Annotated in this window: 19 protein-coding genes and 1 pseudogene; 13 read left to right on the top strand and 7 right to left on the bottom strand. The window is 57.7% G+C overall.

Annotated elements, in window-relative coordinates; all coding sequences use genetic code 11:
• Positions 1-192: 192 nt before the first annotated feature.
• Both P406_RS22975 and P406_RS22980 read right to left on the bottom strand, forming a co-directional pair.
• Complete coding sequence (locus tag P406_RS22975) at positions 193-924, bottom strand: aspartate/glutamate racemase family protein (RefSeq protein WP_003412566.1); 732 nt, start codon at positions 922-924, stop codon at positions 193-195.
• A 10-nt stretch (positions 925-934) separates the two neighbouring features.
• Entirely contained in the window at positions 935-1654 is a 720-nt protein-coding gene (locus P406_RS22980) for a GntR family transcriptional regulator (RefSeq protein WP_046237466.1), read from the bottom strand.
• A gap of 344 nt (positions 1655-1998) precedes the next feature.
• Here P406_RS22980 and P406_RS22985 point away from each other — a divergent pair, with 344 nt between their 5' ends.
• From P406_RS22985 to P406_RS22995, 3 genes are all read left to right on the top strand, one after another.
• Positions 1999-3450, top strand: coding sequence for an NCS1 family nucleobase:cation symporter-1 (locus P406_RS22985; RefSeq protein WP_003417967.1), 1452 nt, complete (start codon positions 1999-2001; stop codon positions 3448-3450).
• Between the two features lie 289 nt (positions 3451-3739).
• Positions 3740-5815 (top strand): hybrid sensor histidine kinase/response regulator, encoded by a 2076-nt coding sequence (locus P406_RS22990; RefSeq protein WP_046237467.1) that lies wholly within the window; start codon positions 3740-3742, stop codon positions 5813-5815.
• Between the two features lies 1 nt (position 5816).
• Positions 5817-6155 (top strand): hypothetical protein, encoded by a 339-nt coding sequence (locus P406_RS22995; protein ID WP_054991838.1) that lies wholly within the window; start codon positions 5817-5819, stop codon positions 6153-6155.
• 57 nt (positions 6156-6212) lie between these two features.
• On the opposite strand, the gene souR is transcribed toward P406_RS22995, so the two are convergent.
• Positions 6213-7196, bottom strand: coding sequence for a transcriptional regulator SouR (gene souR / locus P406_RS23000; protein ID WP_046237469.1), 984 nt, complete (start codon positions 7194-7196; stop codon positions 6213-6215).
• Positions 7197-7590: 394 nt separating this feature from the next.
• On the opposite strand from souR, the pseudogene P406_RS30415 reads away from it, so the two are divergent.
• From P406_RS30415 to P406_RS23010, 3 genes and pseudogenes are all read left to right on the top strand, one after another.
• Positions 7591-8625 (top strand): annotated as a pseudogene (locus P406_RS30415) (HAMP domain-containing protein); the annotation flags it as partial.
• A gap of 90 nt (positions 8626-8715) precedes the next feature.
• Positions 8716-9480, top strand: a complete 765-nt coding sequence (locus P406_RS30420; protein WP_370737613.1) for a methyl-accepting chemotaxis protein — start codon at positions 8716-8718, stop codon at positions 9478-9480.
• Between the two features lie 117 nt (positions 9481-9597).
• Positions 9598-10392, top strand: a complete 795-nt coding sequence (locus tag P406_RS23010) for an NYN domain-containing protein (protein ID WP_046237470.1) — start codon at positions 9598-9600, stop codon at positions 10390-10392.
• A gap of 74 nt (positions 10393-10466) precedes the next feature.
• Here the strand turns inward: P406_RS23010 and P406_RS23015 are convergent, their stop codons facing one another.
• Together P406_RS23015 and P406_RS23020 are read right to left on the bottom strand one after the other, a co-directional pair.
• The gene (locus P406_RS23015; protein ID WP_032699219.1) at positions 10467-10781 is read right to left on the bottom strand and encodes a hypothetical protein; all 315 of its coding nucleotides are present in this window, start codon (positions 10779-10781) and stop codon (positions 10467-10469) included.
• 217 nt (positions 10782-10998) lie between these two features.
• A complete protein-coding gene (locus P406_RS23020; RefSeq protein WP_046237471.1) occupies positions 10999-11862 on the bottom strand; it encodes an alpha/beta hydrolase in 864 nt (287 codons plus the stop codon).
• Between the two features lie 117 nt (positions 11863-11979).
• Here P406_RS23020 and P406_RS23025 point away from each other — a divergent pair, with 117 nt between their 5' ends.
• The 4 genes from P406_RS23025 (at position 11980) to P406_RS23040 (ending at position 15565) form a co-directional block, all read left to right on the top strand.
• Entirely contained in the window at positions 11980-12582 is a 603-nt protein-coding gene (locus P406_RS23025) for a TetR/AcrR family transcriptional regulator (RefSeq protein ID WP_003412585.1), read from the top strand.
• Positions 12583-12837: 255 nt separating this feature from the next.
• Positions 12838-13626 carry an SDR family NAD(P)-dependent oxidoreductase gene (locus P406_RS23030; RefSeq protein WP_046237472.1) on the top strand — a complete coding sequence of 263 codons (789 nt, stop codon included), beginning with the start codon at positions 12838-12840 and terminating at the stop codon, positions 13624-13626.
• Positions 13627-13685: 59 nt separating this feature from the next.
• Positions 13686-14687, top strand: a complete 1002-nt coding sequence (locus P406_RS23035; RefSeq protein ID WP_046237473.1) for an NADP-dependent oxidoreductase — start codon at positions 13686-13688, stop codon at positions 14685-14687.
• Between the two features lie 65 nt (positions 14688-14752).
• On the top strand, positions 14753-15565 hold the full coding sequence (locus P406_RS23040; RefSeq protein WP_046237474.1) for an oxidoreductase: 813 nt from the start codon (positions 14753-14755) through the stop codon (positions 15563-15565).
• 39 nt (positions 15566-15604) lie between these two features.
• Here P406_RS23040 and P406_RS23045 read toward each other — a convergent pair whose 3' ends face one another.
• Positions 15605-16189, bottom strand: coding sequence for a TetR/AcrR family transcriptional regulator (locus P406_RS23045; protein WP_046237475.1), 585 nt, complete (start codon positions 16187-16189; stop codon positions 15605-15607).
• A 198-nt stretch (positions 16190-16387) separates the two neighbouring features.
• Positions 16388-17089 carry a glutathione S-transferase family protein gene (locus P406_RS23050; RefSeq protein WP_010422548.1) on the bottom strand — a complete coding sequence of 234 codons (702 nt, stop codon included), beginning with the start codon at positions 17087-17089 and terminating at the stop codon, positions 16388-16390.
• Positions 17090-17428: 339 nt separating this feature from the next.
• Here P406_RS23050 and P406_RS23055 point away from each other — a divergent pair, with 339 nt between their 5' ends.
• From P406_RS23055 to P406_RS26880, 3 genes are all read left to right on the top strand, one after another.
• Entirely contained in the window at positions 17429-19840 is a 2412-nt protein-coding gene (locus tag P406_RS23055; RefSeq protein WP_046237476.1) for a DUF3772 domain-containing protein, read from the top strand.
• Positions 19841-20484: 644 nt separating this feature from the next.
• The gene (locus P406_RS29480) at positions 20485-20721 is read left to right on the top strand and encodes a hypothetical protein (protein ID WP_052739351.1); all 237 of its coding nucleotides are present in this window, start codon (positions 20485-20487) and stop codon (positions 20719-20721) included.
• An 893-nt stretch (positions 20722-21614) separates the two neighbouring features.
• Positions 21615-22136 (top strand): hypothetical protein, encoded by a 522-nt coding sequence (locus P406_RS26880; RefSeq protein ID WP_144431147.1) that lies wholly within the window; start codon positions 21615-21617, stop codon positions 22134-22136.
• Positions 22137-23012 lie beyond the last annotated feature (876 nt).

Raw genomic sequence — 23012 nt, forward strand, 5'->3', positions numbered from 1 at the left:
CTGCGGGCAGAAGCTTGAAAATGTCACTACCACGCAGAGCGCTCATCGTTATGCGCACGTTCGCTTTTGACTCTGGCCGCAGGCCGTAGGAGCGAACTTGTTCGCGAACGGTATTGCAGACGGTGTATGTTCATCGTTCATGCCGCCCCTTTCGCGAACACGTTCGCTCCTGCGCCCTGCGGGCAAACGCCATCACCGGCTCAGGTAGGCGAACCGGCCTTTGAACGGTTTGCCGATGGGGTCGGCCAGGTCGCCGTGTTTGCTGGTGGTCAGGCCCAGATCCACCAGTGATTCGGCCAGTTTCACCGCCGCAGCCACGCCGTCGATGACCGGCAGGCCGATCGCCTCGCTCAGTTGCCTGCCCAGATCCGCCATCCCGCCGCAACCCAGCACAATGGCTCCGGCCCCTTCTTCGTCACGGGCGCGACGGGCCTGTTCGGCCATGCATTCGATGAGCTCCGGTCCGCTTTCCTCCAGCGCCAGCACCGGCAGATCGATACAACGCACCGATGTGCACAACTCACTGAAGCCATAACGCTGCAACAGATGCTCGGCAATGATCCGCGTGCGGGTCAGCGTGGTGACCACGGCAAAACGGGTAGAAATCAGGCTGGCCATATGAAAGGCCGCTTCGGCGATGCCGATCACCGGGGCGCTGGCGTACTCGCGTGCCGCCAGCAGGCCAGGGTCGCCGAAACAGGCGATAATGTGCGCGTCGACCTGTTGCTCGCGTCCCTTGCGCACTTCTTCCAGCACGCCCAGCGTCGCTATCGCCTCATCGAAATGACCTTCGATGGACACCGGGCCATCCGCCGGACTGCAGGCGATGATCTGCGTGCCGGGGCGCGCCACGGCTTGCGCGGCCAGGCCGATCTTGTGGGTCATGGCTTCGCTGGTATTGGGGTTGATTACTTGAATACGCACCGGAACTCCTTCAGCGCCGTTTGAAAATGCTATGAAAATCCACTGTCTCGCTGAGCGGCGTATCTACATTCAGGCTGGCGCGGATGCGGCGCAAATGCTCGGCCATCCACTCGCGTGCCTGTTCGCCTTGCCCGCTTTCGAGCAAGGCCAGCAAGTCGACATGCTGGCCACAATCACAGCCGACACTGCGTCGCGAGCCGTACACCGCCACAATCAACGACGACCGCGTGGTGAGCTGCGCGACTTGTTCGGTCAACACCTGATTGCCCGCCAGCGCGCTCAACTGCACATGAAAGCGCGCCGACAGTTGAATCGCTTCGCTGTGGCGCCCGGCGTGTTGCGCCTCATGCTCCTGAGCGCAGAGCGCACGCAGGGCTTGCAGACGCTGACCACCGACTCGGGTGGCGATATCGGCCATCAGCGCGGGCTCGATCAGTTGCCTGGCACCCAATACATCCTGTGCCTCCTGAGCCGACGGTTGCGCGACCTCAGCGCCACGCTTGGGGCGCAAGGTCACCAGTCGTTCCAGCGCCAGGCGCTGCAAAACCTTGCGAATGCCGGTGCGGCTGATCTCGAACACTTCGGCCAGGGCGTCCTCGGGCAAGCGCGTTCCCGGAGCGAGCCGGTGTTCGACGATGGCTTCCAGGACATGCTGGTAAATCTGTTCGTCACGGCCCTTTTCATCAGCGGCAGGCGTGAGAAACAACGGGGCACTGTCAGGTCGGATCATGGCTTCACATCACATTGGCATTACAGATCGTATACAAGAATAGTGCCTGATGCGGAACATGATGAGTAGCGCGATTTGAATAAAACGCCAGCTAGCCACTCAACTGAAAACGCATGAGTCGCACCGTAAATGAGCAAAAGCGCCCTGTTTACGTGCACTTCAAGCACCTGCTCGGACTTTCCCGATTTACCCGCCCGCCTGAGTGGAAACGCCCTAAAACAAGACTCGCAGCCATTCCCTATCAACGAGAAATCGCATGGCACATGTTTTGCGTACACGATCGTATACAAAAAAAACATCGATCGTACTCCGATCCCGTCACGACACACCGAGGGAGTCACGCAATGACAGATCAACGCCCAGCCGGGTACAGCCCGCGCCTGCACAACCACGATCTGGGGCCGGTGCCGCAGAAGTGGACCTGGTACAACATTCTGGCGTTCTGGATGAGCGACGTGCACAGCGTCGGCGGCTACGTTTTCGCCGCCAGTCTGTTCGCCCTGGGCCTGGCCAGCTGGCAGGTGCTGATCGCCCTGCTGGTGGGGATCTGCATCATTCAGGTGATTGCCAATCTGGTCGCCAAACCCAGTCAGCAAGCCGCCGTGCCCTACCCGGTCATCTGCCGCCTGGCTTTCGGCGTGTTCGGTGCCAACATTCCCGCCATCATTCGCGGGCTCATCGCCGTGGCGTGGTACGGCATTCAAACTTACCTGGCGTCCAGCGCACTGGTGATCGTGGTGCTGCGTTTCTTCCCGGAACTGGCCGCGTATCAAAGCGTGACGTTTCTCGGTCTGTCCTGGCTCGGCTGGTTCGGCTTTCTCGCGTTGTGGGTGGTGCAAGCCGCGGTGTTCTGGACAGGTATGGAATCGATCAGGCGCTTCATCGACTGGGCCGGCCCGGCCGTGTACGCGGTGATGTTCGCGCTGGCAGGCTGGATTGTCTGGCGCGCGGGCTGGGACAACATCAGTTTTACCCTGGCTGAAAAGGAGTTGTCCGGCTGGGCGGCGTTCGGCCAGGTGGTCATGGCCATTGCGCTGGTAGTCTCGTATTTCTCTGGGCCGACGCTAAACTTCGGTGATTTCAGCCGCTATTGCCGCAGCATGGCCGACGTGCGCCGCGGCAATTTCTGGGGTTTGCCGGTGAATTTTCTGGCGTTCTCACTGGTAACGGTGGTGATTGTTTCAGGCACGTTGCCGATTTTCGGTGAGATGATCCACGACCCGATCGCGACCGTTGCGCGCATCGACAACACCACGGCCGTGCTGCTCGGTGCCTTTACTTTCGTGACCGCTACGGTCGGCATCAACATCGTCGCCAACTTCGTTTCCCCCGCCTTCGACTTCGCCAACGTGGCGCCCAGCCGCATCAGCTGGCGTGCAGGCGGCATGATCGCTGCGGTGGCGTCGATCTTCATCACACCCTGGAACCTGTTCAACAACCCGGAAGTGATTCACTACACCCTGGACGTGCTGGCGGCCTGCATCGGCCCGCTGTTCGGCATCCTGCTGGTGGATTACTACCTGATCAAGAAGCAGCAAATCGATGTCGACGCCCTGTTCAATGACACGCCGAGCGGGCGCTACTGGTACACCAACGGCGTGAACTGGATCGCGGTCAAGGCATTGCTGCTCACCGCACTGGTCGGCCTGTGCTTCACCTTTGTCGAGTGGTTCAAACCGATTGCCAACTTCGCCTGGTTTACCGGCTGCATCCTGGGCGGCGCAGTGTTTTATGCGCTGACCCGCTGGTCGCCGGTGCAGGCTGCCAACCTGCCTGCGCCTGTCGGACAGCATTGAGATGTTGGCAAGACGCTAAGTACTTGAATGAAACCAGCGCTTTCAGGTGATTCGCCAGCCCCGGCATGACCTGAAAGCGCCGCCCTGCCTGCTCCGCTGAAAATAGCGCGCACCCTAGATGATATTAATTTAATATCACTCCCTCCAGGATCATGAAATGATCGAGTGTCACTCATCGCTTTGTCGGGCATCAGGCACAAAATAGAATAAATTTTGTACAACTTTCAGGCCGCTGCGCTGCCCTATGACTGAGTCTTTGTGAACCAGGCGTTCAAGTGGGTCGATAGTGATGAGCAATGATGTATCCGGCGGCAGGCCTTTCGCCCTTGAGCCACCCCTTCCCGCGGCGCAGGAAGCGGCCGAGCGGCTGCAACTTACCCTCGATTCGGGGGCAGTTGTCGGCACTTGGGTGTGGGACATCATTGCCGATCAGTTGACCGGCGATGAGCGTTTTGCCCGGACCTTCGGCTTGTGCCCGAAGCTGTGCGCCAAAGGCTTGCCACTGGAACTGGTGATTGCCTCCATTCATCCTGACGATTCGGCCAGAGTCGACAAGTCGATCGAGGAAGCGCTGCAGAGCAGCGAAACCTATCGATGCGAATACCGGGTTCTGCATGAAGACGGCATTTATCGCTGGATCGAAGCCAGCGGAAAAATCGAGCGCGACAGTCGCGGCAAACCTGTTCGCAGTCCGGGCGTGTTGCTCGATATAGACAGCCGTCGCACTGCCGAAGACGAGCGCGACCGGCTCAACGAGTTGTTGAGAATATTCACCGCTGCCGTGCCCGGCGTTGTCTACGCCAAGGATCTCGAGGGCCGCATGCTGGTCGCCAATCGTGGCACCGCTGATCTGATCGGCAAGCCGCCCGAGTTTTTCATTGGCAAGACGGACCTCGATTTCCTGGATGACCAGCAACAGGCGCGAATCCTCATGGAAACCGACCGCCGGATCATGCAGAACAACGTCAGCGAACAGATCGAAGAACAGGTCAACCTGGCTGATGGCTCTGCAGCGATATGGCTCTCGACCAAAGCGCCCCTGCTCGATGAAAACGGCGAGGTGATCGGTCTGATCGGCTCATCGATCGATGTCACCGCCAGAAAAAAAGCCGAAGAGGCGGTCAGAGAGCTCAACCAGACACTTGAACAGCGCATCGAACAGGCAGTTTTCGAACGCGAGCAAATCGAAGATGCCCTGCGCCACTCGCAGAAGATGGATGCCGTCGGGCAACTGACGGGGGGCATTGCCCATGACTTCAATAATTTGCTGGCTGGCATTTCCGGCAGCCTGGAACTGATCACCAAACGCTTGGCCCAGGGGCGCGTCGGTGACGTCGACCGTTACGTGTCGGTCGCCCAGGGCGCGGTGCGCCGCGCGGCGTCGCTGACCCACCGCCTGCTGGCGTTCTCTCGACGCCAGACACTGTCGCCGAGAGTCACCGACGTCAACGGCTTGATTCATGACATGGAAGAGCTGATCGCCCGTACCGTCGGCCCGGAGATAGACATAAAGGTCGTTGCGCAGAATGACCTGTGGCCTGCGTTGATCGACCACGCCCAACTGGAAAGCTCGCTGCTGAACCTGTGCCTGAACGCCCGTGACGCGATGCCCAACGGCGGGCGCATTATCATCGAGACTGCCAATGCGTCCCTTGAAGAGTGCACCGACCCGGACCACGGTATTCCCGCCGGCGAGCACCTGAGCATCCGCGTGACCGACACGGGCATTGGCATGAGTCCGGACATTGCCGCCAAAGCCTTTGAACCGTTCTTCACCACCAAGGCCATAGGTGCCGGCACCGGTCTCGGGCTGTCGATGGTGTATGGCTTTGTGCGCCAGTCCGGGGGGCAGATTCGCGTCGAGTCGATCGAAGGCCAGGGCACCAGCGTGGTCATGCACCTGCCCCGCCACACCGCTGAAAACGCTCCCCGCCCCGTCGAGCCGGAAGTCATCGAAGAACCGCCGCATCACACCGGCGAAACCGTTCTGATCGTGGACGACGAACCCTCGGTGAGGATGCTCGTCGCCGAAGTCATCAGCGGTCTGGGCTACAACTGCCTGGAAGCGGCAGACGCACAGTCAGGTTTGCAGATCCTGCAGTCGGACACACGCATCGACCTGCTGATCAGTGACATAGGTTTGCCGGGCGGCATGAATGGCCGGGAAATGGCCGATGCGGCCGGTGACTGTCGACCAGGCCTGCCGACCCTGTTCATCACCGGTTACGCCAAGACGTCGGTGCTGGACGATTGCCACTTGCGGCCTTGCACGCAAGTGCTGACCAAGCCGTTCGGGCTGGACGCACTGGCCGGACGGGTGACAGGCCTGATCGGCGCTGACGCGGTCGCCCGCGGATATTCGTAGGGTGAATCCGACCACGCCGGATGGTCGGTATTTTGTGGTCAATGGGCAACTCTGGCGATGCTCCAATCCCTCTTTGAGCGACGACGTCCGCCAGCATCTGGTGGATGAGCTGATGGCTGCGCGTCGTGCAGTCAAAGCTGCCAAGGCATCCGAAGACCCCGCAGCCCTGAAGGCGGCTCGGGCCAGTGTCGACAAGGCCAAAGTTGCCCTGGGCGAGCGCGGTGAAGTGTGGTGGACCGATGGCGCCGAGGATTTCAATCGGCGCAAGGTAAAAAACACGCCTTACGCACAGTGGTATTCAGAGCACGAAGCGTCGGAAAAACAGACAAGCAGTGAGTAAGCACGTTCATGCCACAACACGTGATGATCGACACCATTGTGCTGCTCGCTCACTTGTTTATTTGACACGCCTTTTCTCCGCAGAGGGGCGATAGCCGAAGTAGGAGCTGTAACACTTGCTGAAATGGCTCGGCGATACAAATCCGCACGCCACCAGCACTTCGGTTTGAGACAACTCGGTGTGCTGCAGCAACCGCCGAGCTTCGGTGATGCGAAGTTCCAGATAATAGCGCTGTGGTGTAGTGCCTAATTGCTCTTTGAACAATCGCTCGAGCTGACGTCGCGAACGCCCCCCATAAACGGCCAGCTCTTCCATTTCCAGAGGCTCCTCCAGATTCGACTCCATGAGCCGGATCACTTCGCGCAAAGGAGCGCTCACGGACAGTAACGGCGAGGTTTTGATACGCCGGTATCTGGACTCTTCGAATGACAGAATGTCTTCGATACCCTCTACCAGCGCCTTGCCATGCAGACCTTTGATCCACTCCAAGGCCATATGATAGGCGCCTGTCGGACTTGATGCGGTCAGTCGGTCCCGGTCTGCGACATGCGCTTCACTGGTGACCTGGCCCACGCTGGCAATTTCCGCGAGAGCGGGTCGATGCTCCGGGTGAATCGCGCATCGGTAGCCATCCAGCAAGCCGGCCCGCCCCAGGAACCAGGCGCCATTCCATAATCCTGCCAGGGTTACCCCTTGAGCAGCAGCGTCGCGCAATAAGCGGATCAGGCTATCGCTTGCCTTCAACTCGGTGCGATAGCCTCCGCAGATGACCAGCAGGTCCAGTCCTGCAAGGCTGTCACGCCCAAACAGCTCGTCCGGGCGAATCACCAGCCCAAGATCACTGACCACCTCGCCCTCACCAAGACCCAGCGTGGTGGTCGAAAACAGATCTCGTCGCAGCAGATTGGCCGTGACAATGGCGTCCAGCACCTGGGTGAAAGCAGGTAACGAAAAATGCTCCAGCAGAAGAAAACCGGCACACGTTTGCCGTGTGGACCCGGGGGTTTCCTCTTGCAGAAAGCGAAGGTTTTTCCCTTGCATTGCGTCGCTGAATTTACGCCTGGCGATCACTTGAAACCTCGCTTGATTCACGCCAATTGAACACCACTCTTGCCGACGTACCTGTGCCGCCTGGTGAACGGTCCATGTCTTTTATCCCCATAAAAACCGCAGAGCGCAGGAAACGTGAGACGTTGCAGAAAGGTATACATTGAAACCACGCGCTGAATGCGTTCCATGCACTTCATTTTTGTTTTCGTGACGTTATCAAAACATCATGAAAAACGCTGCGTCGCTTTCCGAAATGAATCCTGTCGTTTTGTGCACCGTCTATTTATATGACGGTCGGCATTCATTAATCAGCCTGCCAGCCGATAACACGCCGTTGCGTGCGCAGTACATCATTTCCGAGTAATACCTAAAGGCTCATACCGGCATGAGAAAATCGTTAAAATTCAGTCATAAAATCCTCTTGGCGGCGTCCCTTGTGGTGATCGCCGCCTTCACCCTGTTCACCTTCTATAACGATTATCTGCAGCGCAATGCGTTGCGCGTTCAGCTCAAGGAGAACCTTAACCAGACGGGCGAAAGCACCGCCGGCAATATCCGTAACTGGCTTTCAGGACGAATTCTTCTGGTAGAGAACCTGGCGGAAAACGCCTCTTCGCCTCAGTCCCCGGAAGAGCAGAATCGGGTGCTCGGCCAACCCACGCTTATCGCCACCTTCATGAGCATTTACCAGGGCAGAAGTGATGGCTCCTTCGTCACCCAGCCGCCTGATGACATGCCGGCCGATTACGACCCCAGAACCCGGCCGTGGTATGTCGATGCCGTTCGCGCCGGCAAAACCATCCTCACCGAGCCGTATCTGGACGCCGTGACCAAGGGTTTGATCGTGACCCTTGCCACACCGATCAAGGGTGAGTCTGGCGTGGCCGGTGTGATTGGCGGCGACCTGAGCCTGGAAATCCTGGTGAAGATGATCAGTTCGCTGCGGCTGCATGGCGACGGATACGCGTTTCTGGTCGACGCGAATGGCCGCATCCTGGTTCATCCGGACACCTCACTGGTGATGAAGACGCTGGCCGAGGTCTACCCGGCGAACACGCCCAGGCTGTCGCAAGACCTGAGTGAAAGCGAGCATGCCGGCAAGACTCAGATCCTGACCTTCGCTCACGTGGACGGCCTGCCCTCGGTCAACTGGTACGTCGGTGTAGCGATGGATAAAGACATCGCCTACGCGGCACTGGGCGAGTTCAGAAACTCGGCCATCGTGGCCACTGTGATTGCGGTGGTGCTGATCATCCTGCTGCTGGGCATGCTCCTGAGTGTCCTGCTGCGCCCACTGAACCTGATGGGTCGCGCCATGCACGATATCGCTGCCGGCGAAGGTGATCTGACCAAGCGTCTGATCATCGAGAGCCAGGACGAGTTCGGGCATCTGGGCAATGGTTTCAACCTCTTTGTAGAACGAATCCATGACTCGATGCGTGAAGTTGCCTCCTCCACCGTGCAGCTCAATGAAGTTGCCCAGCGGGTACTGAATGCGTCCAACTCGTCGATGCTCAACTCCGATCAACAGTCCCACCGCACCAACAGCGTCGCCGCAGCCATCAATGAACTGGGCGCCGCAACGCAGGAGATCGCCCAGAATGCCGCGCGCGCATCGGGTCACTCCAGCGATGCACGGACACTGGCGTCGGACGGGCAGGATGTGGTCGGGCAGAACATCTCGGCCATGAGCCGTCTTTCCAAGCGCATCAGCAGCGCAAGCGAGCAGATCGAAACGCTGAATACCAAAACAGCCAACATCGGCCAGATCCTGGACGTGATTACCGGCATCTCGCAACAGACCAATCTATTGGCCCTCAATGCGGCCATCGAGGCCGCGCGTGCGGGTGAAGCTGGCAGAGGTTTTGCCGTGGTCGCCGATGAAGTCCGCAGCCTGGCGCACCGAACCCAGGAATCAGCGAGCCAGGTGCAAGAGATGATCGAGCAACTGCAATCCGGTGCTCGTGAAGCCGTGTCGATCATGAACGACAGCCAGCGCGAAAGCGTTGAAACGGTCGAGATTGCCAACAAGGCCGTGACAAGTCTGGAGAACGTCACCGAGCGTATCGGCGAAATCGACGGCATGAACCAGTCGGTGGCGACTGCCACCGAAGAGCAGACCGCCGTCGTTGAAGCGATTAACGTGGACATCACCGAGATCAATACGCTGAACCAGCAAGGCGTAGAGAACCTGAACGCGACCCTGCGTGCGTGCACTGACCTTGAACAGCAGTCCACCCGGCTGACGCAACTGGTGGGCAGTTTCCGAATCTGAGGTGCCAAGGCCGCTGCCGGGAACTGTTCGGCAGCGGCCTGCCTTGCATAGATGTCGGGGAATAGCGCCAATCTCTCGTTTTGGCGGTATGGTTATGCTTTCTTATGAGGGTGATCCATGGCCGTCCAAAACCCCAACAGTTCTCAAAAGCACCTGGCGGTGCTGATCGATGCCGACAATGCGCCAGCAGCGATCGTAGAAGGCCTTTTCGAAGAGATCGCCAAATATGGCGTGGCCAGCGTCAAACGCATCTATGGTGACTGGACCGGCCCGCAACTCGGCGGCTGGAAGAAAGTTCTGCTCGACTACTCCATCCAGCCCATCCAGCAGTTCGCCTACACCAAAGGCAAGAATGCCACTGACAGCTCATTGATAATCGACGCTATGGACTTGCTCTACACGCGTCGTTTCGACGGGTTCTGCCTGGTGTCCAGCGACAGTGACTTCACACGCCTGGCTTCACGTTTGCGTGAGGAAGGTCTGACCGTTTATGGCTTTGGCGAAGAAAAGACACCCAAACCCTTCGTGGCGGCCTGCGACAAGTTCATCTACATCGAATTGCTTCGTGAAGAGATCACCACACCGGCCACCGGAGACTCTACGCCGGATGCAGCTGCAACACCGAGCAACGTCAAATCAGTGGCAACCGAGCCGAGCAAGAAACCCAAAGCCCCTGTGGGCCTCATTGCAAAGATAATGGACGATATTGCTGATGAAGACGGCTGGGCCCCCTTGGGCGCCATTGGCACGAACATCACCAAACTGCGGCCTGAGTTCGATCCTCGTACCCATGGCTACAAGAAACTGAGCGATTTGATCAAAGGCTATCCACAAACGTTCGAGCTACAGGCCCGTCCGGCCTCGGGCGGAACGGCAGTGCTCTATGCGCGGCATAAGCTGCAGGGCAAGTGAGGTTCGTCAGTCCGGGACTGACGGTTGCGACTGTCGGTTCTTTCCTGACGCTGTAGCTGGAACGGCACCGTCGATCACATGTAAAAAAGGTCAGCCTGAAAACTCCGGTCTTCCAGGACGGCCGCACCTGTCTCGGTAACACCAAGAACAATGTGCTGGACATAGGGAAACGAGATGTCGTGCTCCAGCACAGCGGCTGAAACCAGCAGCCCCTCTTTGACCAGCTCATCAATCATGGCCATAAAATCCCCGGCCGCCGGCACGTCTGATTGAAGACGTATCAACGCGAGATAAATTTGACCGGACGTCAACTTTCCAGGGCGAACGAAGTTCGCGCTGCGGACGATTTCAAGCACCGCCAATTCATCGGAAAAATTATTAAAACCCATAGCGGCCTCCAACTTCTGAAGACGCTGACTCGCCTGTCCGGCTACATCAGGACTTTTAAAAGAAGCTCAGCTCGTGATGAGCGGAAACGCATCTGGCTTCCGTTATTCATCTTGCAATTAAACGAGCCAGATCCAGCTGGCACATACGGATTTCATGAAGCTGCGTGTAGACGCTTTAGAGTGGAATCGTTGGAAAGGCCATCCGTTGCGGATGCCGTTAACGATGATCCGGTTTCAGAAATTTCATCGCTTCCGTAATCACCGAAGGGTGATCAATCAGCCGATTGTGGCCAAGCCCTTCAGTGGTAAACAGACGCGCCCCCGGCCATAGTTCTGCAAAACGAGCGCCCTTTTCCCACGGTGTTTCACGGTCACGGCGGTCATGAATGACCAGGGCGGGACGATCAAGCAGCGGCAGTCGCGAACTGGCGTCGTAGTCTGCAAAGCGGCGACCGGTCAGCGAATGCAGGACGCCCTCGAAAGGTTTGAATACTGTGTGGGCAACACCGACTGAATCGAACAGTTGAAGGACGCTGTCCGTAGGTGCCAGGAACGGCGCAATCAGGATAAAACGATCAGGGCGCCACGACTGTTCCTGAGCGAAAACAATCGATGAAGCACCCAGTGAATGCGCTATCACCGCCGCAGGCTTTCCGAAATGGCGTCCCACGTGCTGCTGCACAGCCACGAACTGGGTCATATGACTGATGCTGCCCGCGCTCAACCCGTGCGCGGGCTGATCGAACCCCACCACGGCGTAGCCCATCGAGCGCAGTAACGGCACCCATCCGATAAAACGCATCGCGTAACTTGACCAGCCGTGGGCCAGCAACACATATGGCTGGCTGGAGGGATCGCCCCAGACATAAGTGGCAATTCTGATGCCGTCCAGTTCAAGGCTACCGGTTTGCACATCCGTCGCTGTACTCAGGATTTCGGCAGCCTTGGCACGTCCGGACGCCTGCGGAGTCACAAAACGTCGAGCGAGATATCTTCCGGTGATGCCCGGTAGAATACGGCTGATCAGCGTGAACGTGCCGCGCAGCGTCAATAGTCGAAGCCTGTTGATGATGTCGCTCATCGGTATTCCCCACGCCCGTCAGATGATCTGGCGCCATTAGAACAGCCTATCTTGTCACTGACAAGATAGGCTGAACCGATGGGAATATAACTTTTGTTTCATGATAGGGAGCCTTACATGTCGACTTCAGACGCCCCACGGACCTACCACCACGGCAATCTGCCCGCCGTCCTGCGTCAGGCCGCCTGGGATATCGTGGGGGAAGCGGGAGTCCGCGGCATGTCACTGCGCGAGTGCGCCAGACGGGCGAATGTCTCTCATGCCGCCCCCGCCCACCATTTCGGCTCTCTGGAAAATCTGCTGGCGGAGGTGGTGGCCGATGGGTATGAGCGCATGGCCGACGTCATCATTGCCGTGCAACAGGAACTTGACGACACCCTCCTGGGTTGCGGCATTGGTTATGTAAGTTTCGCCAGAAGTTACCCCGAGCACTTCCGGTTGATGTTTGGCGCGGGTGTAAACCGCACGTTACCCAGGCTTCTAAAATCGGGTGAACGTGCGCTGCAAGTGCTCCGCCAGTCGATACGCAACGCCTGGATAGCGAAATACGATAGCGAGCCCGAGCCGGAACTGCTTGAACAGCGCACCTTCCTCGCCTGGAGCACCGCGCATGGCTACGCGTCCCTGACCATCGACAGAAAGACCGATCAACCGCCTATTCCCTCTGCCGAGTCGATATTCCAATTGATGGCACGCGCCGTGCTCACGCCGTCAGACTGAAAACAGGCGCACTGCCGCCACCCTATCGATAAACAACCACCGTCGTGACTGCGCTGGCGCAGAAGCAGGTCCGACGGTGTGCATGCCATTTGCCCGCACGTCTTGCGACGATGTTCCCCACGTCCCCTTCCGAAAACCGGGCAAGATCGGCATCGACCATTTTTGATGTCGATCAACATCAATACGTTGACATTTTAGATTTCGATCGTAATTATAAGTGCGACTGCCTCAACGCACATTACGAGTACCTCCTCCATGACAACGCCATCCACTGTTCTCATTACCGGTGCTTCCAGCGGCATCGGCGCGGTATATGCCGAACGCTTCGCCCGTCGCGGTCACAATCTCGTGATGGTCGCTCGTGACAAGGCACGTCTTGATGCCCTGGCAACTCGCCTTCGTGAAGAAAACGGCGTTGCCGTTGAAGTCATCCAGGCGGATTTGACTCAATCTGCCGATCTCACAGCTCTGGAAACCCGTCTGCGTGAGGACGCCAGCATCGGTGTGCTGATCAACAACGCGGGCATTGCCCAATCCGGAGGGTTCGTTCAACAGAACGCCGAGTCCATCGACAAGCTTGTCACACTCAATATCGTCGCCCTGACACGCCTTGCGGCCGCCGTGGCCCCGCGTTTCGCGCAGTCCGGCTCGGGCTCGATCGTCAACCTCGGATCGGTGGTGGGTTTTGCGCCAGAGTTCGGCATGTCGGTCTACGGTGCGACCAAGGCCTACGTACTGTTCCTTTCCCAGGGAATGAACGTGGAACTGGCGCCCAAGGGCGTATACGTCCAGGCGGTGCTTCCGGCGGCCACGCGCACCGAAATCTGGGAGCGTGCGGGGATCGATCTGAACACTATTGCAGAGGTGATGGACGTCGACGAACTGGTTGATGCGGCACTGGTGGGTTTCGACCGCCGCGAACAGGTGACCATTCCACCGCTGCATGTGGCGGGTCGTTGGGACTCGCTGGATGAGGCGCGACTAGGGCTGATGTCGGACATTCGACAGGCTCAGGCGGCCGAGCGCTATCGCCCGCAAGCCTGAAGCGGCTCAAGCCGCGGCAGATGCACATCCTTGTTCGACGACACTGGAATCAGAGCGTCATGAAAGCACTGACATTTGAGAATTACGGCAAGTCGCCTGAGATTGCGATTACCCACGTCCCCATACCGGCCATCAAACCTGACGAACTGTTGGTGGAAGTTCACGCGGCCGGGTTGAACCCGATCGACAACATCATCACTACGGGCGTCTTCAAGTCGGTGGTGAAGTTGCAACTACCGGCCACCATGGGCAGCGATCTGGCGGGCGTGGTCATTCAAGTGGGCAGCGCAGTCACTCGATTCAAGGCAGGCGACGCGGTTTTCGCCAGCCTGTTCGAACTGGGTGGGGGCGCCATCGCCGAGTTCGCCGCCGTACCGGAACACGCTGCCTCCCTGAAACCCGCCAACCTGGACTTTGTTCAGGCAGCCTCCATCCCGATGGTCGGGCTTACGTCGTGGCAGGCATTCAAGGATCGCGCCCCTCTTCAAGCCGGCCAGAAGGTGTTCATACCGGCCGGGGCTGGAGGTATCGGCACCTTCGCCATCCAGCTGGCCAAACACCTGGGCGCCACAGTGGCCACGACCACCAGCACAGGAAATATGGCGCTGGTTCGCAGCCTGGGCGCAGATGAAGTGGTGAATTACAAAGAGCAGGCATTCGAACAGGTGCTGCACGACGTTGACCTGGTGCTCGGCACCATCCGGGGAGACGACCTTGAAAGAGCTGTCGGCATCCTCAAGCCCGGCGGCAGGATCGTATCCCTGGTCGGCCCGCTGGATACGGCATTCGCCAGAGCCCGGCGGATGAATGCCTTCTTCACCTTCGTATTCGGGTTGATGAGCCGCAGGATCACGCGCCTGGCCAAGAAGAAAAGTGCGTCGTACTCGTTTCTGTTTGTTCGCGCGGATGGCGCTCAACTTGGCGACATTGCCAGGTTGCTCGAACGTGGCCAGATAAAACCGGTGATTGACAGCGTCTTTGCGTTTGAACAGGCCCGCGAAGGGCTTGAATACCTGGGTCAGGGCCGCGCCAAGGGCAAGGTCGTCGTGAAGATCAAGTAAGCGCTTATTCAACGCCCCGCCCAGCCACCATTAAGGCCCGCGCCTGTCGAGCATTGGAGTATCAAATGAACACCTCTTCCGAAAGAACCGCCATCGTCACGGGTGCCTCATCGGGCATCGGTCGTGCCACCGCAGAGGCGCTGGCGCGCGCGGGGTATACCGTGTTTGGCACAAGCCGCAAAATTGGTGACAGTTATGCAAAGGTCTCCATGCTGACCTGCGATGTCACGAATGACGATTCTGTCCGCTCGCTCGTTGCCACCGTCCTCGCGCAAACCGGGCGTATCGACCTGCTGGTCAACAATGCCGGCATCGGTATGCTGGGCGGTGCCGAGGAATTCTCGATCCCGCAAGTGCAGGCACTGTTCGACGTCAATCTGTTTGGCGTCATGCGCATGACCAACGCAGTACTGCCATCAATGCGCCAACGAGGTCAGGGCCGCATTATCAATATCGGATCGGTCCTGGGACTGATACCGGCGCCCTACTCGGCTCATTATTCGGCGGTCAAACATGCTCTGGAAGGCTATTCGGAATCGCTCGATCATGAAATTCGTACCTTCAACGTCCGGGTCTCGGTCATTGAGCCAGCCTACGTACGCACCGTCTTCGATCAAAATGGCATCGAGCCTGACTCGCAGTTGCAGGCGTACGATCAGGCACGAGCCGGTGTCCGTGCACTGCTCGCCGATGTCATGCCGACAGCCGACCTGCCCGAGGTTGTGGCAGCGGTGGTGCTGAAAGCGGCGAGCGATGTTCGTCCCCAGCATCGATACACCGCCGGCAAGACCGCCCGACAAATCAGCCTGCTACGGCGCTTAGCACCTGCCGGGGCGTTCGATAAGAGCTTGCGCAAGCAGTTTCGCTTGCCGGAGTGAATGGCGTGGGTCGGGTTGGCAGCTTCTCGAATTCGAGTGTCAGCGCCGTTCCACACTCACTTGGTTCGGCAGCGGCCCACAGGCACGATAGGTGTTGATCAACGTGTCAAAAAGGGAAATGTCCGACCTGCTTCTGGCAACCAGTTGAGCGCCCGCCACAGCGGAAAAAATAGCCTGCGCCCGCACCTCGCTGTCCGCAGGCGTGCAAATGTTCGCGGCCACCAGAAGCTTGCTCAGCCAGGCAATGTTGACCTGGGCAAACAGCTGCATTTCCTCAGTCATCTCCGGCGGCAGGTTGTCGGTTTCAGCGCCGACGAAAGTGCCCAGACAAAGGCGGTTTTCAACCTCCAGCGAACGCCGGAAAATTTCCGGGAAACGCTGTAACGCTTCGCCGGGATCGGGGGTTTCTGCGGAGATCGTCTCGAGTGCAGCGGCACCGTCCTGCCAGTATCGCCTGGCAACAGCGACACCCAGGTCAGCCTTGCTGGGGAAGTGGTAGTAAATACTGGCCGGCTTGATTCCGACCTGAGCGGCCAGATCGCGAAAGTTCAGGCCGTTGTAGCCTTGGGACTGGGCGATGTTTCTGGCAGCAAGCAGAATCGCCTCACGGGCGTTGATGGTCATCGTAGTGCCTTGTACTTCGGACGCGTTTCTGGAAACCGACACATGCTAATTCAAAAACCTGCCTTTTGTTAGGTAGAAAGACGGTGTAGCGCATGGCTGCTGAACGGCCATCGTCGGTTTCTCCCAAGCTGCAACGGCTATCGCCGGGAACATCCTGCTTGACGTTCCCGGCGATAAGGTGCGCGTACAACAGCTCAATCATTCGGCCGGCGAGTCCAGCTCAGGAATACCGCTGCTGCGATCAGCATAAGCCGCCTGGAAAGCCGGACGCTTCTGCCAGCGCTGCCAGTACAGATCCAGGAACTCGAAACGCTCATCCAGTGGCGTGGCGTTGACCGGGAACTTGGAGAAGGCAATGGCGGTTGCAAGCGTGATGTCCGCGAACGTTGGCGCATCGCCGCCCAGCAGCCACTCGCGACCATCGGACAAATGACGATTGACCAATGCCGCATGGCTCAGCGCCTCTTTGCGGCAGTGCTCGCCCCATGCTTCGTTCTTGGTCAGTTCAAGCTTGAAACCGAGGCCGGTGTGCAGCACGTGAAAGGCCGTAACGATCCGATAGAGGATATGCACCCAGATGCGGTTATCCCACATGTTGTCGAGGCCCTGCTGCAGGGCGCCCTCGCCCATGATCTTGCGGCCCGGATAAGCCTGATCCAGATAGCGAGCAATAGCGGCCGTCTCGGAAATGAAGCTGCCGTCTGCCAGTTCCAGGGTCGGTGTTTCACCCCACGGGTTCATGTTCAGGTGACGCCAGCCACGCTGCTCTCCGCCCGGCGTCATGTCATAAATGGTTTCTTCGAACTGATCCGCAATGCCTTTTTCGTGGATGAACAAACGCAGGCGTTGAGGATTCGGAAAAGCCGAAGGAGAGGTGAAAAGTCGCAATTTAGAGGTCATGGTCGGGCCTGTGAGGTAGGGTAGAAAACCTACCTAACTATCGTTAGGTAGCCATAACGTAGCGGTACTCACTCGCCAAGTCAACGCCTACCTAACATTTGTTAGGTGAAAAGTATTTGGCTCGGCTGATCAGCAAGCCTGGCAACCGGGCAGGATTCTGCTGAAAATGCAGCCTTCAGGCATGGGTTGGCCCGCATTGACAGCGCTCAAACGTGAGCGCCTTGATATCCTGTGCGTCGATCTCGGGCGGCCAGTGAACGCTGCTCAAAAACGTACAAGACCCAGGCTCGAACCACAGGCCTTGCCAGGCCGCATCGCGCAGAGAAAGAAGGAAAAAGAATGCAGCACGCTTCGCTGAACCGTTTTCGTACCGGGTTGCTCGCCTTGCTCTTGCTGTGCGTGACCTTGCCGGCCCTGGCCCAGAATGCCCCCGCGCCCCAAGCCGATAGTGCCAGCAGCGCAGCGCCTGCCGTGGAAGCCCCGAGCCTGGATGATCTGAACCAACAGCTCGATCAGATCCGTCAGAAAGTGACGGTCAGCGCCAACGACGACCTGCTTTCAAGCCTGCGCCAGGCGGCTTTGCAGGTTCAGAAACAAGCTGACAATCTGGTTGCGCAGCAAGCTGTCGACATCGAACACCTGAATGATCAGCTCAACATTCTCGGGCCGGTGCAACCGGACGAAGCGCAAAGCATGACCAGTCAGCGCAAGACGTTGACGGCGCAGAAAAACGCGATGGTCAATGATGAACGTCAGACCAATGAGCTAAGCCAGTCAGCCCGGGATCTGGCCACGCAGATATTCAACCTGCGCCGCAGCCTCTTCGATTCACAGATCAGCACGCGCACGGCGAGCCCGCTCAGTTCGGCATTCTGGTCCACGCTGATTCGCCCGACCGATGACGACCTGGGACGCCTGAACAGGCTTCTGGTGGATGTGCGCCAGGTGCTCAACAACGCGATGGCACCGGACAACCGTGTGCAATTCATCAGCGTGGTGCTGGGCGCGTTGTTCATCTGGGTGGTTGTCCGGCGCCTGCTGGAGCGCCTGCTGATCTGGGCGATGATTCGCTGGCTGCCCGAAGGCCGCCTGCGCCGCAGTGCGCTGGCCCTGGCTGTCGGGCTGTCGACCATTCTCACCATCACCATTGCCACTTCCTTGCTGCGCTGGGGAATCGTCCACAACGCGGTGCTCAGCAATGACGTAGTCAATCTGCTCGATCAGGTGCAGACGCTGATTACCTTCTGCGCCTTCATCGTCGGTCTGGGCCGTGCGTTGTTGATGCTGGCGCACGCCTCGTGGCGCCTGCCGCAAATTCCTGACCAGATCGCCACCGCACTGGGCCGCTTCCCCCCTGCCCTGGCGCTGGCACTGATGGTCATCGGCACACAGGAACGAATCAACAGTGTGATTGCCAGCAGCCTGGCACTGACGGTTGCGGTCAACGGCCTGACGGCACTGGCGGTTTCGCTGGTGTTTTTCTACGCCCTGCTGCGTTATCGCCGAACCCGCCGCCGCTTTGAGCTGGAGCGCCCGGCGGGCTTCGCCGGGCTGATTCCGTTTATCGTTGCGGTGTGGGTCGGCCTGAGTTTGCTGGCGTTGTTGAGCGGCTACCTGACGCTGGCTTACTTTCTGGCAGTGAAACTGCTCTGGGTCAGCGTAGTGGCGTCCACTGCGTACCTGCTGATCGCCTGCTTCGGTGACATCTGCGAAACCCTCCTGTCGCCCAAACAACCTGGCGGCCTGGCGCTGGGCTCAGCGTTGGGCTTGTCCACTCGCCATCAGGCGCAGGCAAGTACCGTACTGGCCGGCATAGGCCGCACCTTGCTGCTGCTAACCGCTGTCCTGCTGGCGTTCCTGCCCTCAGGGTCGAGCCCGGGCGACCTGCTCGCCAGCTTTACTCAGCTGGATGTCACGTCCAAATCCATGGGCAACCTGAACATTGTCCCCAGCGACATTCTGGTGGCATTGGTCTGCCTGGTCGTCGGCCTGCTGAGTGTGCGTGTACTCAAGGAATGGTTTGGAGAACGCCTGCTGCCCGAAACCAACATGGACGCGGGCATGCAGGCGTCGCTGGTGACTCTGATCGGATACATCGGCTTTGTGCTGGTGGTGGCCGTGGTGATGTCCACACTCAACATCAGCCTCACCAATCTGACCTGGGTGGTCAGTGCGCTGTCGGTGGGGATAGGTTTCGGCCTGCAAGCCATTGTGCAGAACTTCATCTCCGGCCTGATTCTGCTGACCGAGCGTCCGGTCAAAGTCGGCGACTGGGTGAGCCTGGCGGGGGTCGAAGGCGATATTCGCCGGATCAACGTCCGCGCGACCGAAATCCAGATGGGCGACCGCTCGACAGTGATCGTGCCGAACTCGCAGTTCATCACGCAGAACGTGCGCAACGTCACCATGGGCAATGCGCTGGGCGTGGTCGGAATCACCCTTACCCTGCCCCTGGAAACAGACGTCCTGCAAATACGCGAACTGCTGTTGCAGGCCTTCACCGAGCATGAAGCCATACTCGATGCGCCAGCGCCTTCAGTCACCTTCAAGGACCTGACCAATACCGGTTTGATCATCAGCGCCAGCGGCTACGTGAACAGCCCACGCTCGGTGGGTGGCGCACGGAGTGATCTGTTGTTTACGGTCTTGGGACGTCTGAGGGAATTGGGTGTAGCGCTGTCTGCACCGCAGAGCATGGTGTTGATTAATGAGGGGGCTGGGAAGGAGGCGGCGGCGGAGGAGAGTCAGTGATGCTTGTTTGTGTGGTGTCACAGGCCACGAATGAGTAGACAGGCTCTGTGAGCCCACAGCGCTAGAGAAAAATTATAATAAGATATATCTTAACGTTGCCTTTGGTTGATTCAAAATACCCCAGCCGCATGTCCATCCAACTACATGTGTTTGGTAACGAGGTCGACGGTTATGGTGTCGCAGGACAAATCTGATGCATTCTGATACATACAGTTGCCCTGGGGACTATCGGCTGCGCCAGCTTTTCTGAGTGTAGGAGCCTAACTGCACCATAATATTGTCCGGGATCGCCAGTTGCCAAGATGCAACCTGAATATTGAAAAGATGCTTCATGGGGAAGTCATAACCGTAACGACGTCGGGTCGCGTGATTTGAACAGCGTGAAAGATGTCCGCAGACCTCATTAGCAAAGGCCCGACATCAACCTCTGCGTCGAGGTTTTCGAAGTACGCTGACAATCTGACGTAGGCTCTAGATAGCGGAGGCTTGGGCGACGCCATACAACCGGCGATGGGGTTGTTCGCTACCTGCCTAGTACGCTAATAAGCTCTCGATCAACACGCTCAAGCAGCGTCTTACTGCTCTGACGCAGTGGCACCTCACACGGCTTTCCCGATACGACGAAGGCACCCAAAGTTTGCCAGATGAACAAAGTGATCAGGGTAGTGCACCCTGCGCAGGCGGAACAAGCCGCGCCACTGCTCTTGAGGCATCTGGAGCCGGCGGTTAGCTGGCTTGAGGGTGATGCGGCCCCAGCTCTCGCACGAAGTGACTACCAGGCGCTGGTAAGCCACCGCCGCTCGGTGGCGATCATCTTGGCAGGGTTCTGGCGAGGATTCCGTAGAAATGAACTGGCCAAGCTCACGGTTGAGAACAACTAGGCCTTTAGCGCCGAGGGTATTACCTTTTTCCTGTCCACACCAACGGTTACCGCCAGCACGAAGGCACAACCTTCCGGAAGCCGGTACTGACGAGGCTCTGCCCTGTCGAGGCCTACATTAGATGGATCACTGCCACCAGGGCTGCGAAAGGTCCAATCTTTCAGCGTACCGATCGCTGGGGAAATTTCTCAGGAAAGGCTATGCAGCCGCACACCCTGGGTCACGTCCTGCTCCTTGTCTTCAAGGAGGCGGGATTACCTCAAGAGTTTTATAGCAGCCACTCGCTGCGGCGAGGCTTTACTGGGCAGTGCTCGAGGTGCCATTATCGACTTAGGAACCTACTACCTGACCGTAGCATCAAGCTTTCCAGCCTTCGATATGCCAGCCGCTTTATGGGATTTAAAACCCTCTTCCAAAAGGACTGAGATACGTTGCAGTTGCTCGCTATCCTCATTCAGATGTTCAGCTTCTAGAGTCGCATATAATTGAAAAAAATGATTCCTTTTCTAGCATCGTGCCTAGCACGCATGGCCAAGCCTCTGGTAAAGCCAAAGATTGGAAATGGCTCGTTATTTGGCCCAAGAGTATCGAAAAGGATGCAAACCAGGCGACCTATCGACCCGGGGGGGTATCCGCTATGAGTCGACGACCGCGACCGCGATATGAAACATCCGCAATGCCCGGTTGCCGGACACTTATGGCTACGTACCAAAAGAATCAACATTCTGGGGCTGTGGCACTTCCTCAAAAAACGACCGTCGCCAAGCTGATGCAGCAGTGGAAACGCCATTCGATTAGTCCACATGTATTAGTAATATATATCCCGCCCTGGCCTGTGAACGACCATAGGCCTACTCTTTCAACGCCCATCAGCACCAACTATGGAGTTCAGCTTGAATATACCCATACCTATCAATTTTATTGTAAAAGCAATGAAGTGGACTTGGGGTTGCATTACTAAGCTTATGTTGCAGAAAATATATCTGCAATCGCATCGAAAGTGGAATGCACGCCATCGTCTTGGGGCGCGATGGCAGACGCTTGGTGAGCACCTTGAGTACTCCGTAAGACTCGCGCAGCCCACCGACCCTAAGCCGCAAGTTTCCCGCTTCGCTATCCGCTCCACTGGCAGCCGTCTGGAAACAGTCGATCTGTATTTTGAGGCATCAGGCGCAGGGCTTCGGTATCAAGACAAAATATCGGCCTACGACGTAGACCGATCGCCTATGATCTGGAACTTGAATAACATTCCAGTCCAGAGATTTTTAGATTGGCCCGACGAAGGAATACACTTCTCGGTGGAGGAGTATCAATTACTCAACTGTGTAGTGAAACCCTGGAACAATCAGCAGTCGTTCCCAAGAAACTCTGTCCGAGCCTACCTCACTCATAACTGGATAATGAACGATGACTGAAGGCGGAAATGGGACTGCTGGTGGAACTGCAACGCCATAAAATTTGCGAAGGGTGAGCTTGCCATGTACTGGCGTCTTGGCTTCGGGATGCCGAGAGTACGAATTTATTCACCATATGCTAAGAAATCGAACCCTAGGTCATTCAGCCGTCCAATCTTAAGAACCTTTGGTGGCTTTATGGCGCTGCCCTTCCTTGTGACTGCTCAATTTTGGATTGCTATCTGGTCAGGGCTTTGCGTGATGGATCATGATGACAGGCTGCGTTTTAGATGGCGAGTCAGGAGCGATAATACTGACGATGAAAGTGAGTTGACGTGAGTCGAGCGGCACAGGTCTTGCTTTATGGCCGTTACAACGTGAACGCACGTTATTGCGAATGGATTTCTCATACCGACAAATGACAAGACGCTCAGTGCTCGGCCAGACGAGGTACTCTATATTTTTGAGCGCAAATCAACGACTGATAGCTGATCGCCGGATGGCACGCGCTTGGGTTTTAGCTGGCGCGCGCCGCCGTTGGGGAAAATATTTAAAATGCCTTACTAATTCTATTGCTCGTCTGTAGCCAGATGCTGCAGCATCCCCGGCAGCCATTCTTAGCAGTTGAGAACCTCGTTAGACCAAAGCCACGACCTTGCCAGCCTGAGCAAAGGGGGTAGCAGAGGCTATTTGATTGATTGCAGGGCTGGCTGATCGATTTTATTATTCTGGCGTAGCAAATCTCTGTTGAACTGCTCGATGGTCGAATTCATCTCCCAAGCAGCGGACACCATATGAGTGGATGAATACCCAATCAGCTGGATCGTATCCCCGCCTTTCCTTCCGTCAAAACCCTAAGTAATCCCCTCAAACGACCAAATCTCGTAAAATACGATG

This window comes from Pseudomonas syringae pv. coryli str. NCPPB 4273, from assembly GCF_000972175.1.
GTDB lineage: Bacteria > Pseudomonadota > Gammaproteobacteria > Pseudomonadales > Pseudomonadaceae > Aquipseudomonas > Aquipseudomonas syringae.

What these genes read in the sequence shown, in the direction of transcription:
- P406_RS22980 (WP_046237466.1), bottom strand. Translation starts at nt 1,654, where the DNA reads ATGATCCGACCTGACAGTGCCCCGTTGTTTCTCACGCCTGCCGCTGAT.
- P406_RS22985 (WP_003417967.1), top strand. Translation starts at nt 1,999, where the DNA reads ATGACAGATCAACGCCCAGCCGGGTACAGCCCGCGCCTGCACAACCAC.
- P406_RS22990 (WP_046237467.1), top strand. Translation starts at nt 3,740, where the DNA reads ATGAGCAATGATGTATCCGGCGGCAGGCCTTTCGCCCTTGAGCCACCC.
- souR (WP_046237469.1), bottom strand. Translation starts at nt 7,196, where the DNA reads ATGCAAGGGAAAAACCTTCGCTTTCTGCAAGAGGAAACCCCCGGGTCC.
- P406_RS30420 (WP_370737613.1), top strand. Translation starts at nt 8,716, where the DNA reads ATGCTCAACTCCGATCAACAGTCCCACCGCACCAACAGCGTCGCCGCA.
- P406_RS23010 (WP_046237470.1), top strand. Translation starts at nt 9,598, where the DNA reads ATGGCCGTCCAAAACCCCAACAGTTCTCAAAAGCACCTGGCGGTGCTG.
- P406_RS23015 (WP_032699219.1), bottom strand. Translation starts at nt 10,781, where the DNA reads ATGGGTTTTAATAATTTTTCCGATGAATTGGCGGTGCTTGAAATCGTC.
- P406_RS23020 (WP_046237471.1), bottom strand. Translation starts at nt 11,862, where the DNA reads ATGAGCGACATCATCAACAGGCTTCGACTATTGACGCTGCGCGGCACG.
- P406_RS23025 (WP_003412585.1), top strand. Translation starts at nt 11,980, where the DNA reads ATGTCGACTTCAGACGCCCCACGGACCTACCACCACGGCAATCTGCCC.
- P406_RS23030 (WP_046237472.1), top strand. Translation starts at nt 12,838, where the DNA reads ATGACAACGCCATCCACTGTTCTCATTACCGGTGCTTCCAGCGGCATC.
- P406_RS23035 (WP_046237473.1), top strand. Translation starts at nt 13,686, where the DNA reads ATGAAAGCACTGACATTTGAGAATTACGGCAAGTCGCCTGAGATTGCG.
- P406_RS23040 (WP_046237474.1), top strand. Translation starts at nt 14,753, where the DNA reads ATGAACACCTCTTCCGAAAGAACCGCCATCGTCACGGGTGCCTCATCG.
- P406_RS23045 (WP_046237475.1), bottom strand. Translation starts at nt 16,189, where the DNA reads ATGACCATCAACGCCCGTGAGGCGATTCTGCTTGCTGCCAGAAACATC.
- P406_RS23050 (WP_010422548.1), bottom strand. Translation starts at nt 17,089, where the DNA reads ATGACCTCTAAATTGCGACTTTTCACCTCTCCTTCGGCTTTTCCGAAT.
- P406_RS23055 (WP_046237476.1), top strand. Translation starts at nt 17,429, where the DNA reads ATGCAGCACGCTTCGCTGAACCGTTTTCGTACCGGGTTGCTCGCCTTG.
- P406_RS29480 (WP_052739351.1), top strand. Translation starts at nt 20,485, where the DNA reads ATGAACAAAGTGATCAGGGTAGTGCACCCTGCGCAGGCGGAACAAGCC.